10 protein-coding genes are annotated in these 14668 nt (G+C 70.6%); 3 read left to right on the forward strand and 7 right to left on the reverse strand.

The window, feature by feature from the left end; genetic code table 11:
• Window positions 1–90: 90 nt before the first annotated feature.
• Entirely contained in the window at window positions 91–3330 is a 3240-nt protein-coding gene (locus TA3x_RS27770) for an efflux RND transporter permease subunit (protein ID WP_435017932.1), read from the forward strand.
• Here TA3x_RS27770 and TA3x_RS27775 read toward each other — a convergent pair.
• The 7 genes from TA3x_RS27775 to TA3x_RS27805 all read right to left on the reverse strand — a co-directional run bounded on the left by TA3x_RS27775 (window position 3324) and on the right by TA3x_RS27805 (window position 10875).
• On the reverse strand, window positions 3324–4376 hold the full coding sequence (locus TA3x_RS27775; RefSeq protein WP_435017933.1) for a DUF1559 domain-containing protein: 1053 nt from the start codon (window positions 4374–4376) through the stop codon (window positions 3324–3326). The two genes, TA3x_RS27770 and TA3x_RS27775, sit on opposite strands and share 7 nt — an antisense overlap.
• 164 nt (window positions 4377–4540) lie before the next feature.
• Window positions 4541–5248, reverse strand: a complete 708-nt coding sequence (locus tag TA3x_RS27780; RefSeq protein WP_435017934.1) for an ABC transporter ATP-binding protein — start codon at window positions 5246–5248, stop codon at window positions 4541–4543.
• A gap of 40 nt (window positions 5249–5288) precedes the next feature.
• Window positions 5289–6107, reverse strand: coding sequence for a DUF4198 domain-containing protein (locus tag TA3x_RS27785; RefSeq protein ID WP_435017935.1), 819 nt, complete (start codon window positions 6105–6107; stop codon window positions 5289–5291).
• Between the two features lie 50 nt (window positions 6108–6157).
• A complete protein-coding gene (locus TA3x_RS27790; RefSeq protein WP_435017936.1) occupies window positions 6158–7261 on the reverse strand; it encodes a tetratricopeptide repeat protein in 1104 nt (367 codons plus the stop codon).
• A gap of 23 nt (window positions 7262–7284) precedes the next feature.
• A complete protein-coding gene (locus tag TA3x_RS27795) occupies window positions 7285–8694 on the reverse strand; it encodes an ABC transporter permease (RefSeq protein WP_435017937.1) in 1410 nt (469 codons plus the stop codon).
• Between the two features lie 18 nt (window positions 8695–8712).
• Window positions 8713–10131 carry a DUF3526 domain-containing protein gene (locus TA3x_RS27800; RefSeq protein ID WP_435017938.1) on the reverse strand — a complete coding sequence of 473 codons (1419 nt, stop codon included), beginning with the start codon at window positions 10129–10131 and terminating at the stop codon, window positions 8713–8715.
• A gap of 303 nt (window positions 10132–10434) precedes the next feature.
• A complete protein-coding gene (locus TA3x_RS27805; protein WP_435017939.1) occupies window positions 10435–10875 on the reverse strand; it encodes a hypothetical protein in 441 nt (146 codons plus the stop codon).
• 361 nt (window positions 10876–11236) lie between these two features.
• Here TA3x_RS27805 and guaB point away from each other — a divergent pair, with 361 nt between their 5' ends.
• Both guaB and TA3x_RS27815 read left to right on the forward strand, forming a co-directional pair.
• The gene (gene guaB, locus TA3x_RS27810) at window positions 11237–12742 is read left to right on the forward strand and encodes an IMP dehydrogenase (protein ID WP_435017940.1); all 1506 of its coding nucleotides are present in this window, start codon (window positions 11237–11239) and stop codon (window positions 12740–12742) included.
• A gap of 126 nt (window positions 12743–12868) precedes the next feature.
• A complete protein-coding gene (locus TA3x_RS27815) occupies window positions 12869–14596 on the forward strand; it encodes a hypothetical protein (protein WP_435017941.1) in 1728 nt (575 codons plus the stop codon).
• The last annotated feature ends 72 nt before the right edge of the window (window positions 14597–14668 follow it).

Here is a 14668-nt window from a genome sequence, read left to right on the forward strand (position 1 = left end):
GGCCCCGACGACTTGCCAGGCCCGTTTGGCGGTCGCATCGCTTATGGTGATGGGATCAGGGTCCCGTCGTCGTGGGAGGTCCGTGGGCCGATGAATGGCTTGATCCGCGCGTCGTTGAACAACCCCTATGCCGTGACGGTCTTCTGCCTCACCATCGCCGTGATCGGGACGCTGAGCCTGGGGATGATCCCGGTGGACATCCTGCCGGTGTTCAAGAGCCCGGCCGTGCAGGTGCTGACCTTCTACGGCGGGATGCCGGCGCAGGGGATCGAGAAGGACATCACCAGCCCCCTGGAGCGATGGGTCGGCCAGTGCAACGGGATGGCCCGGCAGGAGTCGCGGTCGATCGTCGGCGCCAGCATCATCCGCAACTACTTCCAGGGGGGCGTGGACCCCAACGGGGCGCTGACGCAGGCCAACTCGCTGGCGCTGGCGGCCGTGCCGGGACTTCCGCCGGGGACGCTGCCCCCGGTGGTCCTGCCGTTCGACCCCACCAGCCTGACGCCGATCGGGCTGGTCGCGCTGAACAGCGAGACGGCCGACGAGGCCACGCTCTACGACGTGGGCCGGTACGAGGTCCGCAACATGATCATGAGCAGCCCCGGCGCCGTGGCCCCGGTGGTCTACGGCGGCAAGCTCCGGGCGATCATGCTCTACATGGACCGCGCCCGGATGCAGGCGCGCGGGCTGGCCCCGCTCGACGTGATGAAGGCGATGGACGCCTACAACATCTTCCTGCCGACCGGCGACGCCAAGTTCGGCACGACGGATTACGCCATCGACTCCAACTCGATGTACGCGCTGGTCGACAAGATGGGCGAGATGCCGCTCCGCACCGAGCACGGCAACGCCGCGTTCATCCGGGACGTGGCGAAGGCCGAGGACCGGTCGTTCATCCAGACCAACATCGTCCGGGTCGACGGCCGCAAGCAGGTCTATATCCCGATCTTCCGCCAGCTCGGGTCGAGCACCCTGAAGGTCGTCGACGCCCTCAAGGACAGCCTCGCCTCGATGACGGCGCGGTTGAGCAAGCCGGGCATCGGCCTGAAGCTGGTGATGGACCAGTCGGTCTACGTCCGCCAGGCGATCGCCAGCCTGGTCCAGGAGGGGGTGCTGGGGGCGATCCTCTGCTCGCTGGTCATCCTCCTCTTCCTGGGCCAGCCCAAGATGACGGCGATCGCGATCCTGACGTTGCCGCTCTCCGTGCTGGCCGCCGCCACCTGCCTGCTGGTCACCGGCAACACGATCAACGTGATGACGCTGTCCGGCCTGTCGCTGGCGATCGGGCCGATGGTGGATAGCTCGGTCATCTGCCTGGAGAACACCCACCGCCACCTCGGCCTGGGGGCCACCCCCGCCGACGCGGCGTATCGCGGGGCGAGCGAGGTGGCGTTGCCCGAGCTGGTTTCCACCCTGTGCACCTTCCTGGTGCTGGCCCCCCTGGCGCTGATGCCCGGGCTGGGCCCGTTCCTGTTCCGGCCGATGGCGCTGGCCGTGGCCTTCGCCATGATCTCGTCGTACATCCTGTCCCGGACCTTCGTGCCGTCGCGGGCCGCCCAGTGGCTCGGCCCCCACGTCCACGGCGAGCCGAAAGGGATCGTCGGACGGGCCTTCGCCCGCTGGGAGAAGGTGATCGACCGCGGCATCGCCCTGTACACCCGGGGCCTGGACGCCGTGCTGGCCCGGCCCCGGACGACGATCGCCTGCGCCTTCGGCCTGCTGGCCCTGTCGCTCACGACCCTGATCCCGATCGTGCGTCGCGAGTTCTTCCCGGATGCGGACGGCGGCGCCTTCGACATGGCGGTGCGGGCCCCGAGCGGGACCAGGATCGAGGTCACCAACGACCGGATCGACGAGGTCGAACGATTCGTCCGCAAGGAGATCCCCAAGGCCGACCTGGAGCTGATCGTCACCGAGATCGGCGTGACCCCCGACTGGTCGGCGGCCTACACCCCCAACGCCGGGCCGATGGATGCCGTGGTCCACGTCCAGCTCGCCGAGAAGCGCGGGGCCTCGGCCCAGCAATACGTGTCGAAGATCCGCGCGGCGGTGAAGCGGGAGCCTCGGTTCGCCGACCTCGAATTCGCCTTCGACGCCGGGGGGCTGATCAAGGGGGCGATGAACGAGGGGAAGTCGACCCCGCTGAACATCCGGGTCGTCGCCAAGGACCTGGGCAAGGCCGCGCAGGTCGCCGCGATGGTGCAGTCCGAGGTCCAGCGGATCGACGGCATCGTCGACGCCCGGATCATCCAGCGTCAGAACTACCCCGAATACGTCGTCAACGTCGACCGGACCAAGGCCGCCGACCTGGGCATGACCCAGCAGGACGTGATGCAGAACGTGGTGGCGGCGCTCAACTCGTCGATCACCTTCAACAAGCGCAACTTCTGGATCGACCCCAAGACCCACAACCAGTACTACGTCGGCGTCCAGTACCCCGAGAAGGATATCGTGTCGATCGACACCATGCTGGACATCCCGATCACCGGCGTCCTGAAGGCCCAGCCCGTGCCCCTGCGGACCCTGGCCACGGTCTCCCGCACCACGGTCCCCACCGAGATCGTCCACGACGACCTCCAGGCCGCCATCGAGCTGACCATGGGCGTGGAGGGCCGCGACCTCGGGCACATCGCCGACGACGTGGCCGCCGCGCTCGACCAGTTCGGCACGAAGCGGCCCGACGGGACGTGGGCCCCCTACGACCCGGCCGATTCGGGCTCGAAGACGGCCCGGACGCCGATGGAAGGGTCGTCGATGGCCCTGACCGGCGAGTACGCCCGGATGCAGGAGACGTTCCGCGACCTGGCCATCGGCATGGCGCTGGCGGTCCTCTTGATGTACTTCCTGATGGTCGCGCTCGACCGATCCTACATCGTGCCGCTGACGGTGATGCTGACCGTGCCGATCTCGATGGCCGGCGTGTTCCCGATGCTCTACTTCACGGGGACGGCGGTCAACGTGCAGTCGATCCTGGGGATGATCTTCATCATCGGGATCAAGGTGGCCAACACGGTGCTGATGACCGACTATGCCCAGGAGATCCGCCGCGAGGAGGGCTTATCCCCGATCGCGGCGATCCGCAAGGCGGCCTCGGTCCGGGTCCGCCCGGTGACCATGACCGCCCTGGCCGCCTTCTTCGCCATGATCCCGGCCGCCCTGGCGATCGAGCGGGGCAGCGAGACCAACGCCCCCCTGGCCCGCGCCATCCTGGGCGGGCTGATCGCCGGCGAGCCCGCCACCCTGTTCGTCCTGCCCTGCCTGTACGCCCTGATGGTCCGCGACACGTCCGGCCCTCGGGATGTGCCCGCCGAGGCCGCCGGGGATCAATAGGCGTCGGCCGAGACGATCTCACCCCCGGCCCGGGTCCCCAGCGCCTGCCAGGTGGCGAGGTTGACCGTATCCTTGGTGAACCGGACCGAGCCGTCGCAGAGCAGCGAGTTCACCCCGCCCGGGTGCCGGCTCCGGGCCGCCTTCCAGCCGTAGTCGCTGCCGCGCAGGCAGTCGTAGGTCTTGCTGTTGGGGGTCAGGTAGTGGGTATAGAGGGCGTGGCGGAAGTCCCCCTGGACCCAGGCCCCGCCGCGCTGGGCGTTGTAGTAGCCCGACGTCCCGGCGGCGGCCGCCTGGCACTCGGCCAGGGTCAGGTTGGCCGGGGGGACGGTGGTGATCGCCACCGCCGACTGCTGGGCCATGATCTCCTGCGGGTTGACCGGGGTGCCGGCCGGGACCGAGAACGGCCCGCTCTCCCGCCCCAGGATGCTTTCGCCGATGGCCACCGTCTGGCTCAGCCCGTCGCTGATCGCCGCGAAGGTCACGCCCGAGTTGTAGAAGAAGCAGCCGTTGGGGCTGTCGTGCAGGGCCGACCCTCCCGGCAGGCCATTGCCGGCGTTGGCCATGTAGTTGGCGGGGCCGAACCCGGCCTGCACCGTCTTCGCCGCGTCGCTCGGGCAGAGGAACAGGTTGACCCGCATGGAAAAGGCCGTGACGTTGGGCGGGGAAATGGTGCTGTCCGACATGTAGACCGGGTAGCTGAAGTTCATCGCCCCGAAGATCGGCGTCTGCTCCAGGAACGGGGCGAGCATCGCCAGGGTCGAATAGCGGTAGTGTTCCCCCTGCGCCCCGGTCGGATACCAGAAGTTCCCCGGCTGGGCCACGATCGCCCCGTAGGGCAGCCGGCCCATCGTGTCGTGGTAGTTGTGGAGGGCGATGCCCAGTTGCTTGAGGTTGTTGGTGCACTGGGCCCGCCGGGCCGCCTCGCGCGCCGCCTGAACGGCGGGCAGCAGCAGGGCGATCAGCACCGCGATGATCGCGATGACGACCAACAGCTCGATCAGCGTGAACCCGCGAAGGCGGCGTGGCCGGAAGCGTCGGTTCAACATGGTTGGGTTCGTTTCGTCGGCGGTGGGGGGGCCTCAGTCGCCGGGGGGCGCAACCTCCCGAACCTCGACGAGCCGCCCCGATATTATGATTCCCGAAATCGTAATACCAGCCCCGGCGGGAGATTTTCCCGAACGAACCCAACCTCGTCGCGCCCGTGCCCCGATCAATCTTTCATATGATCGAGGTAGAGGCGTTCGAGGTCGGCGTGGCCGATCTCTTCGGTGCGGAGGGTTTGCACCATCCGGCCGTGCTTCATAATCCCGACGCGGGTGCCGCTCTCCTTGGCGCGGAACAGGTCGTGGGTGGCCATGAGCACGGCCACGCCGTCGTCGCCCAGCCGCTCCAGGAGGCCGGAGAACTCGTTGGACGCCTGGGGATCCAGGCCCGACGTCGGCTCGTCGAGCAGCAGCGCGCCGGCCTGCTTGGCCAGCGCCACGGCGATGCCGACCTTCTGCCGCATCCCCTTGGAATAGCCCGAAACCCGGCGCCGGGCGGCGTCGGCGGGCAGGCCGGCCCGGGCCAGGAACTCCATGAGCTGGTCGCGGGAGTAGTGGTCCTTGCCGGCCATCAGGGCGAAGTACTCCAGGTTCTCCAGCCCCGAGAAGTTCCGGTAGAGCATCACCATCTCGGGGATGTAGGCGAGGTGGCGCTTGGTCTCCAGGGGATGCTCCGCCACGTCCAGACCTTTGACCCGGGCGGTGCCCGAGGTCGGTTCGAGGAAGTGGAGGAACAGGTTGATCGTCGTCGTCTTGCCGGCCCCGTTCGCCCCGAGCAGGCAGAAGATCTCCCCCGGCTCAATGGACAGATTGAGCCGGTCCAGGGCGAGATGGCCGTCGTCGTAGCGTTTGGTCAGGTCGATCGCCTGGAGCATCGCGGGGCGGGCCTCCGGTGGGGTGGTGCGGCGTGAGGCGTCACTTGTCCGTGACGGGGATCGACGTGGTCGCCACGTACCGCTCGTTGTCGAACGCGGCGCGGTCGGACGGGCCCGACTCGGTGACGTGGAGGGCGTCCAGCACCCAGGTGCCCGGCTCGATCAACTCCAGCGAGACGCGACCTTCGGCGTCGGTCTCCGCCGAGACCTCGGGGAGCCCGTCCGGGTTGCGGGTCGTGCTCGCGGCCGACACCTTCACCCCGGCCAGCGGCTTGCCCTGGAACAGCAGGCGGGCCTTCAAAGGCTCGTCGGCCGAGTAGCCGCGCTTCCCGGGCTTGCTCTCGACGACGATCTCCAGGGGATGCCCCAGGGCGGGGGTCGGCTGCCCCTCGGCGATCTCGTTCAGGACGACCGCCTTGGAGAACTGGTGGCTCCGGGCCGAGAAGGTCAGCTTCGCCCCCTCCGGCAGCGTGAACTTGTCCTTGGGCTGGCGGGCGAAGCCCGCCTTGCCGGACGCCTCGGTGTAGGACACATAGGTGAGCGCCATCCGAGTGACGGCCACCTGGTACATCCCGGGCTCGTCGAAGACGACGTCGTTGGCGTGGAGCGACTTGCCCGACGTGGCGAGCGGCTTGACCGCCCCGGACGGCGTGTGGACCTGGTAAGGGCCGACCTCCTCGGCCGGGATCACCTCGTCGACCGGGAGCAGGTGCCCATAGGACAGGTAGACCGTGTTCCGGAAGCCCGGCTGCGGGACCGGGCGGGTGACCAGGACGCGGAGGGTGTGGGCCTGCGCCGTGATCGCGGTCGCGGCGACGACGAGGGCGGGCAGCAGCAGCCGGGGGTTCGCGATTCTCATGATGCCTCTCGGGATCGGGGGGGGATTGTCGCGGGCTCGAAGGGTTCACATCAAGATCGGCCGAGACGTTTCCGGGCATCGGCCGAGGCGACCGGGTCGAACCCGGGGTTGATCTCCAGGCACAGGGCATAGAGGCGCTTCGCCTCGTCGGCCTGGCCTCGGGCCTCGGCGATCCGGCCGGCGTGGTACAGGATCAAGGCGTCCCGGCAGCCCAGGGCCAGCACCGGCGCCAGGATGGCGGCGGCCCGCTCGTGGTCGCCCCGCAGATGGAGGACCCAGGCGAGCGTGTCGCAGGCGTGGGCGTCGGGCCCATCGGCGTGGACGGCCTCGGCCAGTGCGAGCGCCTCGGCACGGGCCTCCGGCTTGCCGGCGAGCATCAGGGCCCGCGACGCCCGGTGGGCGGGCTTGCCCTCGGTGAGCCGAAGGGCGCGGTCCAGGTGGCGCTGGGCCGACTTCGCATCCCCCTTCGCCAGGTAATAGGAAGCGAGGTCCATGAGCACCGCCGGGTCGTCGGTCCGGGCCATGATGCCCCGCCAGCTTCGCTCGGCCCGGGCGGCGTCCCCCTGGGCCCCATAGACCCGGGCGAGCCCGGCCGTGGCCCCGCCCGCGACCAGCCGGGGGTCGCGCTCGTCGTGGGGGACGTCCGCCGCGTGGAGCCTGGCGTGGGCGTCGTTGACCAGCGAGATCGCCTTCTGGAACTGCTCTTTCGCCGGGTCGAGCCGCCCGGCGCGGAACAGGACCGCGCCCAGCCGGGTGCGGGCCTCGGACAGGAGGCTGGCCCCGTCCAGGGACTCGACCGAGGCGATCCCCTTCTGCCTCGCCTCGACGGCCTCGGCCATGGTCGAGATGGCCCGGTCCAGGTCGCCCCGGGCCTCGGCGATCCGGGAGAGGGCCTCCAGCCGGGCCGGCTCGGCGGCCGGTGGCCCCGGGGCGGCGAGTTTCGCCTCGGCCTCCTGGTAGCGGCCGAGGCCCAGCAGGATCCGGCCGAGGAGGATCCTCCCGCCGTCGCCCGGTTCCGGCTGGGCTTCGAATCGGGCCAATGCTTCGCGATAGCGCCCGGCCTCGACGAGACGGGCCGGCTCGGGATCCGCCGCGCCGGCCGCGAGGCAAGCCGCCAGGATCAGGGCCAGGTTCAGGATCGATGTTCGGTGCATGTCGCGTCTCGTCTGCCTCGGGTTCAGCCCACGATCGGGAAGCGTCGCAACCTCCGCCGGCCCAGCAGCCCCACCGCGAGCGCCGGGACGACCAGCCCCGCGAGGCCGATCGCCACCCGGCCGGCGACGGCGCCCAGCGGCTCCTCCCGGAAGCTGAACGCGGGGAGATGGCCGAGATCCTCGGCGCGGATCGGTTCTCCCCGGAGGATGCGGGGGCGGAAGAACTCGCGCCATCGGGCGTGGAACGCCTCGACCTGCCCGACGAAGTGGCGGTAGCGGGCCGACCCGGTCCCGGCCACATCCTGGAGGGCTTCCAGCGCGGCGATCGCCGGGGACAGGAACCGGAAGCGGTCGACCAGCCCCTGCTGCCGGACGAGTTGCGACTCGAACCGGGCGAGGACGTCGGCCACGCCCGCCTCGGTCGCCTCCTGCACGGCCAGGGTCTGCACGGCGAACTCGTTGGCCTCGCCGCGGCCGCGGGCCAGTTCCGGGTGGGCTTCCAGGAATTTCTCGCTCAGCCGGGGCCCCTCGGCCCGGGCCTTGTCGGAGGCCGAGCGGATCGCCTGGATCAGCTCGACCCGGGACGGCACGGGGTAGGTCGCCCGGATGAACACGTTGGCCAGCGCCGGGATCACCGCGACCACCAGGAGCCAGATCCCGGCCAGTGCCAGGGCGTTCGTCGCCGAGCTTCGCCCGAAGGCGTTCACGGTCACCGCGAGCGCGAACCAGAACGCCCCGTAGGCCACGACCACGGCCACCCACAGGCCGAGCCGGGCCAGGCCATCTCCGGACGGCCGCCCGCCCGCCAGGGCATACCCGGCCAAAGAGATCGCCAGCGAGAGTCCGAGCACGACCGCCCCCCGGGCCAGCACCTTGGCCAGCACCAGCGTCCCGGGCCGGACCGGCTGGGACAGGATCAGGACCAGCGTCCCCTGCTCCTTCTCGGCCGACAGCAGGTTGTAACCCAGGGCCAGGATCGCCAGCGGGTAGAGGGCGACGATGACGAACCCCAGGTCGAACCGGCCCGACAGGAGGTGAGCCGGGTTCTCGATCTCGTCGTCGGCCTGCGACGCCTGGCGGCTCGCGGTCGTCACCGTGGCGTGGTACGGATAGAGATCCGCCTGGCCGATCGCCAGCGTCGCCAGCGGGCCGGGGGGCATGCTCGCCTCGCGCACGCCGAGGGCCAGTCCGACCTGATCGGCGGGCACCCCGCGATCCTCGCCCGCCGATCCGATCCGCTTCCCCAGCGCCTCCATCCGGGCCGCCTCCTCGCGGGCGACCCCGTCCAGGACCCGCCGTTGGAACGAGGCCCAGCTCGCGCCGTTGGAGACGCCGTAGGCGACCACCAGGGCCAGGGCCGCGACCACGGCGGCCAGCGTCCGGTCGACGGCCATCTGCCTCGCCTCGTGGCGGACCATCTTGACCAGGGGCATGAACGGTCCTTCCCGGGGTTAGGCGTCGACCCGGAGCCGGCGGGCCGACCGCCGGGCCAGGGACAGGAGGCCGGCGGACCACGCCGCCAGGGAGAGCCAGGCCAACCACTGATGGCGGAGCGTCGCGACCAGGCCCGGGGGCTCGTAGTCGAACCGGGGCATCGACCGCCACAGGTCCGGGCCGGCCTGGTACATGAAGCCCAGGTCGGCCCCGTTCACCTCCAGGTCCTTGTTCAGGGCCCGCACGAGGTCGCGGCGGTAGGCCTCGGCCGCGTCGGCGAAGTCGCGGGCGTGGCGGTTGTCGGTCCCGGCCAGGGCCATCGACAGGTCGCGGATCGCCAGGCTCGGGAACGCGAGGCCCAGCCCGGCCCGGATCGCGTCCTGGCGGTCGAAGGCGTCGCGGAGGGCCCCGTAATGGCGATCATAGACGGCGTGGCCGTACTCCTCGCCCGCCTGGAGGGCGACCCCCTGGAAGTTGATCGGCAGTTCCTCGACCGTCGCCACGCCGTGCTTCCGGAACAACTCCTGCTTGAGCCGGTCGAGCCGGCGGTCCTCGGGGTCGTGGCCGTTGATCCCGCCCTTGATGTCCCTCTGGATCGCCGCGGCGAACTCCGCCGACGACGGCGTCCCCACCGCGCGGCGGGCGAGGTCGGTCGCCAGCCGGGGGGCGATCATGGCATTGGCGATCCAGAAGCCCAGCAGCACTACCAGGGCACCCCGCGAGGTCCGGGACCGGGCGGAAACCGCCAGCGAGCCGGCCAGGAAGATCCCGAGATACAGGAGATACCCGGCCCCCAGGGCCAGCGCGTCCGGCCCGGCGTGCTCCGGCCCCGTGCTCCCCATCGCCAGCAGGGTCCCCCCCAGCACCGCCGCCGGCACCAGGATCAGCCCCAGGGCGGCGGCCAGACCCAGCGCCTTGCCCGCCATCAGCGTCGAAGGCCGCACGCCCAGGCTCATCACCTGCCGCAGCGTCCCCTGCTCGCGCTCCCCGGCGATCGCGGGGAACGCCAGGAAGATGATCAGCAAAGGCACCAGCATCTGGAGCACCGACGCGGGCGTCAGCTCGCCGAACCTCTGCAACGCCGTGGCGTCGCGCGCCGGCCGGTCCCGGACCTCGTTGCGGCGGTGAGCCTCCAGGTAGACCGAGACCCCGGTGTAGGGGTCGACCCCGGAGTCGAACAACGCCAGCATCGGCTTGGGCTTGAACACATAGAGGCCATAATGGGCCGCGGCGTGCGGGTTCTTCTCCTCCTGCCCCTCGAACTGCCCCCGCGCCTCGGCCTGGGCCCGGTCGTGCTCCTCGCGCACGTCCCGCCAGTTCCGCCAGCCCGCCGCCGTCGCGACCACGAGCAACACCGCCACGATCGCCGACGCCCACCGGAACCGGCCGTCGCGGGTCAGGTCGACGAACTCCTTGCGGGCGATGCTCAGGACCATGGCGGGCGACCCATCGGGATGGACATCGGAGCGGAGACCCTCGCCATGCGGCGGTTGCAACGAACCCCCGGAGTCCAAGAAGCGGCGGGAATCAAGAGCGGGCCGCGTTTGGTATTACGAAACTACACAACGTAACACCGAACCGATAGGGGGTACCCTCCGCTCGGTCAACCTCGGGCGTGATCGATCTTCGGAGATCGGGAAGGGAACGGATCGGACTGTGGCTCGCCCAGCACCGGCCGATATGTTTGGGGGCGAGTCTCGAACCGATCGTTCGCCCGACGATGCGTGGGATTCCGGCCATCACCGCTCGCGGATGCGTCCCCGAGGCAGGGCCACGACCATGCCGGCATGCTTTCCCGCCAGGATTTCGATGACAACGGCCCGATTCGCCGTGGCGTCGCTATCGCCCGAATCGAACCGCACCATCGCGGGGGTGTTCGCATCGACGCGGATGCCCATCATCGGCCCGGGTTCCACCTCGCCATAGAACTCCTCCCCGGACGTGGGAATCTTCCCGCGACAAGGCCTCGCATCGCACTCCGCCACGACGGCGACCGGGCGACCGCGGGCCAATCCGCCGCGAGACTCCCAGTCTGGATCATTGAGGGCTGCGTCGAGGGCGGCCTGGAATCCGAGGGCCGCGGCTCCGACAAGCCCGAACCCGGCGAGGGCGGACAACGCGGCCACGACCAGCGTGCCCAGCATACGCCGCGTCGAGGTTCGTGCATCGGGATGGGGCATGGGGGGGATGATCCCTGGGCGGTCACCGCCCGGAAGAACCGGGCGACGGGGCCGGGGGCCTCGCTCCCGGACCGACATGATAACGATAACTCGTCGGTGCCGTCACCGGCCTGTCCCCTGGGTTCCCGGGGATCGACGGATCCGGTTCGCGTGACCTCGGGCCGGCCGGGCGACATCACCGGAAGGCTCGGCCCCCCCACGGTCCAGGCCAGGGAGGGAGGCCCGTGCGCCGAACCGATGCCGCGGTTGGGGTTGCCGGTCGGGGCGAATGGGGGTCTAATGGACCGGGAAAGGCACCTTAAGTTGACCCGACGCCGGAAGCGGAACTTCCCCCATCACGTCGGGTCCGGAGGCTTTTCCCGTGCAGGATCGCATCGCCTATCAGGGCATCACTTTCGACGATGTCCTGCTGGAGCCCGGCTACTCCGACCTGCTCCCCAAGCAGGTCGACACCAAGACCCAGCTCACCAAGAAGATCCCGCTCAACATCCCGATCCTGTCGAGCCCGATGGACACCGTCACCGAGGCGGAGTTGGCCATCGCGCTGGCGCAGGAAGGCGGGCTGGGCGTGATCCACAAGAACCTGTCGATCGAGGAGCAGACCCGCGAGGTCGACAAGGTCAAGCGGTCCGAGAACGGGATCATCGTCGACCCGATCACGCTGCCCCCGTCCGCCACGGTGGCGCAGGCCCGCGAGATCATGGAAGGGCACCACATCTCGGGCGTGCCGATCACCGTCAACGGCATCCTCCGGGGCATCCTCACCCGCCGCGACCTCCGCTTCCTGGAGAGCAACGACCTCCGGATCGAGGAGGTCATGACCAAGGCCAACCTGGTCACGGCGCGGGAGAACACCAGCCTGGAGGAGGCCGATCGGATTTTGACGAAGAATAAGGTCGAGAAACTCCTGCTGGTGGACGATGAGTATCGACTGAAGGGCATGATCACGATCAAGGACATCGACAAGCTCCAGCGCTACCCGAATGCGTGCAAGGACGGCCGCGGCCGCCTCCGCGTCGGCGCGGCGGTGGGCGTCATGGACTTCGAGCGGATCCAGTCGCTGCTGGAGGCCGACGTCGACGTCCTGATCGTGGATTCGGCCCACGGGCACAGCCGGAACGTGATCGAGACCGTCCGCCGGATCAAGCAGGACTTCGACATCGAGGTCGTGGCCGGCAACGTGGCCACCGCCGAGGGGACCAAGGCGTTGATCGACGCGGGGGCCGACGCCATCAAGGTCGGGATCGGGCCGGGGTCGATCTGCACCACGCGGGTCGTCTCGGGCGTCGGCGTGCCCCAGATCACCGCCGTCTACCAGGCCGCCAAGGCGGCCGCCGGACGGGTGCCGATCATCGCCGACGGCGGCATCCGCTATTCGGGCGACATCACCAAGGCGCTGGCCGCCGGCGCCCACTCGGTCATGATCGGCGGCCTGTTCGCCGGGCTGGCCGAGAGCCCCGGCGACACGATCATCTATCGCGGCCGGACCTTCAAATCCTACCGCGGCATGGGCTCGCTGGCCGCGATGGCCAAGGGCTCGCACGAACGCTACCGCCAGGACGCGACCAAGAGCGCCGACGGCAAGGCCACCGCCACCCAGAAGCTCGTCCCGGAAGGGGTCGAAGGCCGCGTGCCCTACAAGGGGTCGTTGGCCGAATACGTGTTCCAGCTCGTCGGCGGCATCCGGGCCGGCATGGGCTATTGCGGCACCCGGACCATCGAGGAGTTGAGGACCAACGCCCGATTCATTCAAGTGACCGGCGCCTCGGTGCAGGAAGGCCACCCGCACGACATCATGATCACCCAGGAAGCCCCCAACTACTCCAGCTTCGCGAGTGAGGGCGAGTCCGGCCGAGGCCCCGCATGATGCGGGGCCCGATCCGCTGACCCGCCAGGTTGCAGGGTTTGACGTATGAACTCGATCGAATCGAACGCATCGCCCCGGCCCGTCGGCTTCTCGCCGGGCCGGGACCAGCCAGCAAGGAGGCGTGGCTTGCGTCGCCCCACTTCGGCCCTGACCGCGGCGCTCGCGGCGATCGGGCTCTCGACCCCGCTCGCCGGGGCCCAACAACCCGCACCGCCCCGCGCGGCGGCCCCCGCCGCCGACGAGGCCAACCCGACCATGCTGGGCCGCCCCGCGCGGTATCTGCTCCGCAACGGCATGGACTACCTCGCCTACCGCGAATACGGCCGGGCGCTGAGCTTCCTCCGCGCCGTCGAGGCGCGGCAGGCGGAACTCAACGACGCCGAGCGGAAGACGCTGAAGCAGGCGATCGCCCGGGCCCAGGAAGGGCTCCGCGAGCCGGTCAACGCCCCCCGCGTGGCCTCCAACAAGGGCCGCGCCAAGGTCCAGTCCGGGGCCTTCGCCCTGGCCCAGGCCCCGCCCGCCGAGGAACCGGCCCCGGCGGCCGAGCCGGTCGTGCTGACCGCCGCCACCCTGGAGATGGCCGCCGCGGCCCCGGTCCCCAAGCCGATCCCGGCGGAATCGTCCGCGCCCGTCTTCGGCGCCGAGGCGGCTTCGCTGCCCAGCCTCCCGCCGTCCACGCCGGCCGCGATGGGTGATGGCGCCCCGATGGTCGCCCTCCCCGCCGAGGCCCCCGCCGCCGCCGAGCCGCCCGCGGCCCTGGCCGAGGTGGCCACGCCGGAGGTCCCCGCCCCGGCCGAGCTGCCGCCCGCCAGCCCGGCCTCGCCGGAGCCGACGGCCCCGTCCGAACTGCCCCCGGCCATGCCGGAGTTGCCCGCCCCGGCGGCGGCCCCGGCCGAACTGCCGGTGGCCAGCCCGAGCGGATTCGAAGCGGCCCCGATCCCGGCGGCCAACCCCGAGCCGGCGGCCCCCGCCGAGGCCCCCGCGCTTGTCGATCCGGCCGCCGCGCCGACGCTGGCCCTGCCCCCCGACGAGCCCCAGGGCTTGCCGATGCCCGAGCCGTCGCCCACGCCCGTGGCCCTGGCCCCGGGCGACGCGATGCCGCAGCCGGCGGCATTCCCCGAGGCCCCGGTCGAGCCCGCGCCCCCGCCCGAGGCCGACGCGCTGCCCCCCCTGCCCTCGGACACCGCCACCGAGCCGCGCCAGTCCACCCGGGCGCCGAGCGTGTCGCCCTACTCGCCGATCCTGACCCCCAAGCTCCAGGAAGAGGTCGAGCGGATCGCCCAACGCCAGCCCGACGAGGACCGGCAGCTCATCAATCGCCCGCAGACGACTGATACGGTCGACCCCAACGACCCCATGGCCCCCATGGCCCCGATCCAGGGGTCGACCCGGCTCGAACTGCCCCGGGCCCCGAGCCCGACCGAGGCCCGGCCGCTCCGCCGGATCCCGGTCCCCGAGGAATTCGAGACGCTGGCCGCCCGCGACTGGGGCGCGAACCGGAAGTACTGGGCCGCGGCCGCCACCTGCCACATGCCCCTCTACTTCCAGGATGCCGTCCTGGAACGCTACGGACAGAGCGCCGAGCAGGCCCTCGGCCCGAACGGCCGGTTCTTCTCCTACCCGCTGGACGACCCGAAGCAGTCGAACCAGAGGAACCAGATCCTCCAGCCGTTCGCCTCGATCGGGCTCTACTGCTTCCAGATCGGGACCTTACCGATCAAGATGATCGTCGATCCCCCATGGGAGGCCGAGTACGACCTGGGCTACTACCGCCCCGGCGACCGCATCCCGCCCGACACCATCTACGCCACGCCCGCCGGCCTCGGCCCCCCCGGCCACGGCCGGAAGTATTGAGCCGAACCCCTCGGCTCGCGGCGGAACTCGAAGGCCCCCGGGATCAACCCCGGGGGCCTTTCGCGTCGATGT

The sequence above is a fragment of the Tundrisphaera macrotermitis genome, assembly GCF_051175315.1.
Classification (GTDB): Bacteria; Planctomycetota; Planctomycetia; order Isosphaerales; family Isosphaeraceae; genus Tundrisphaera.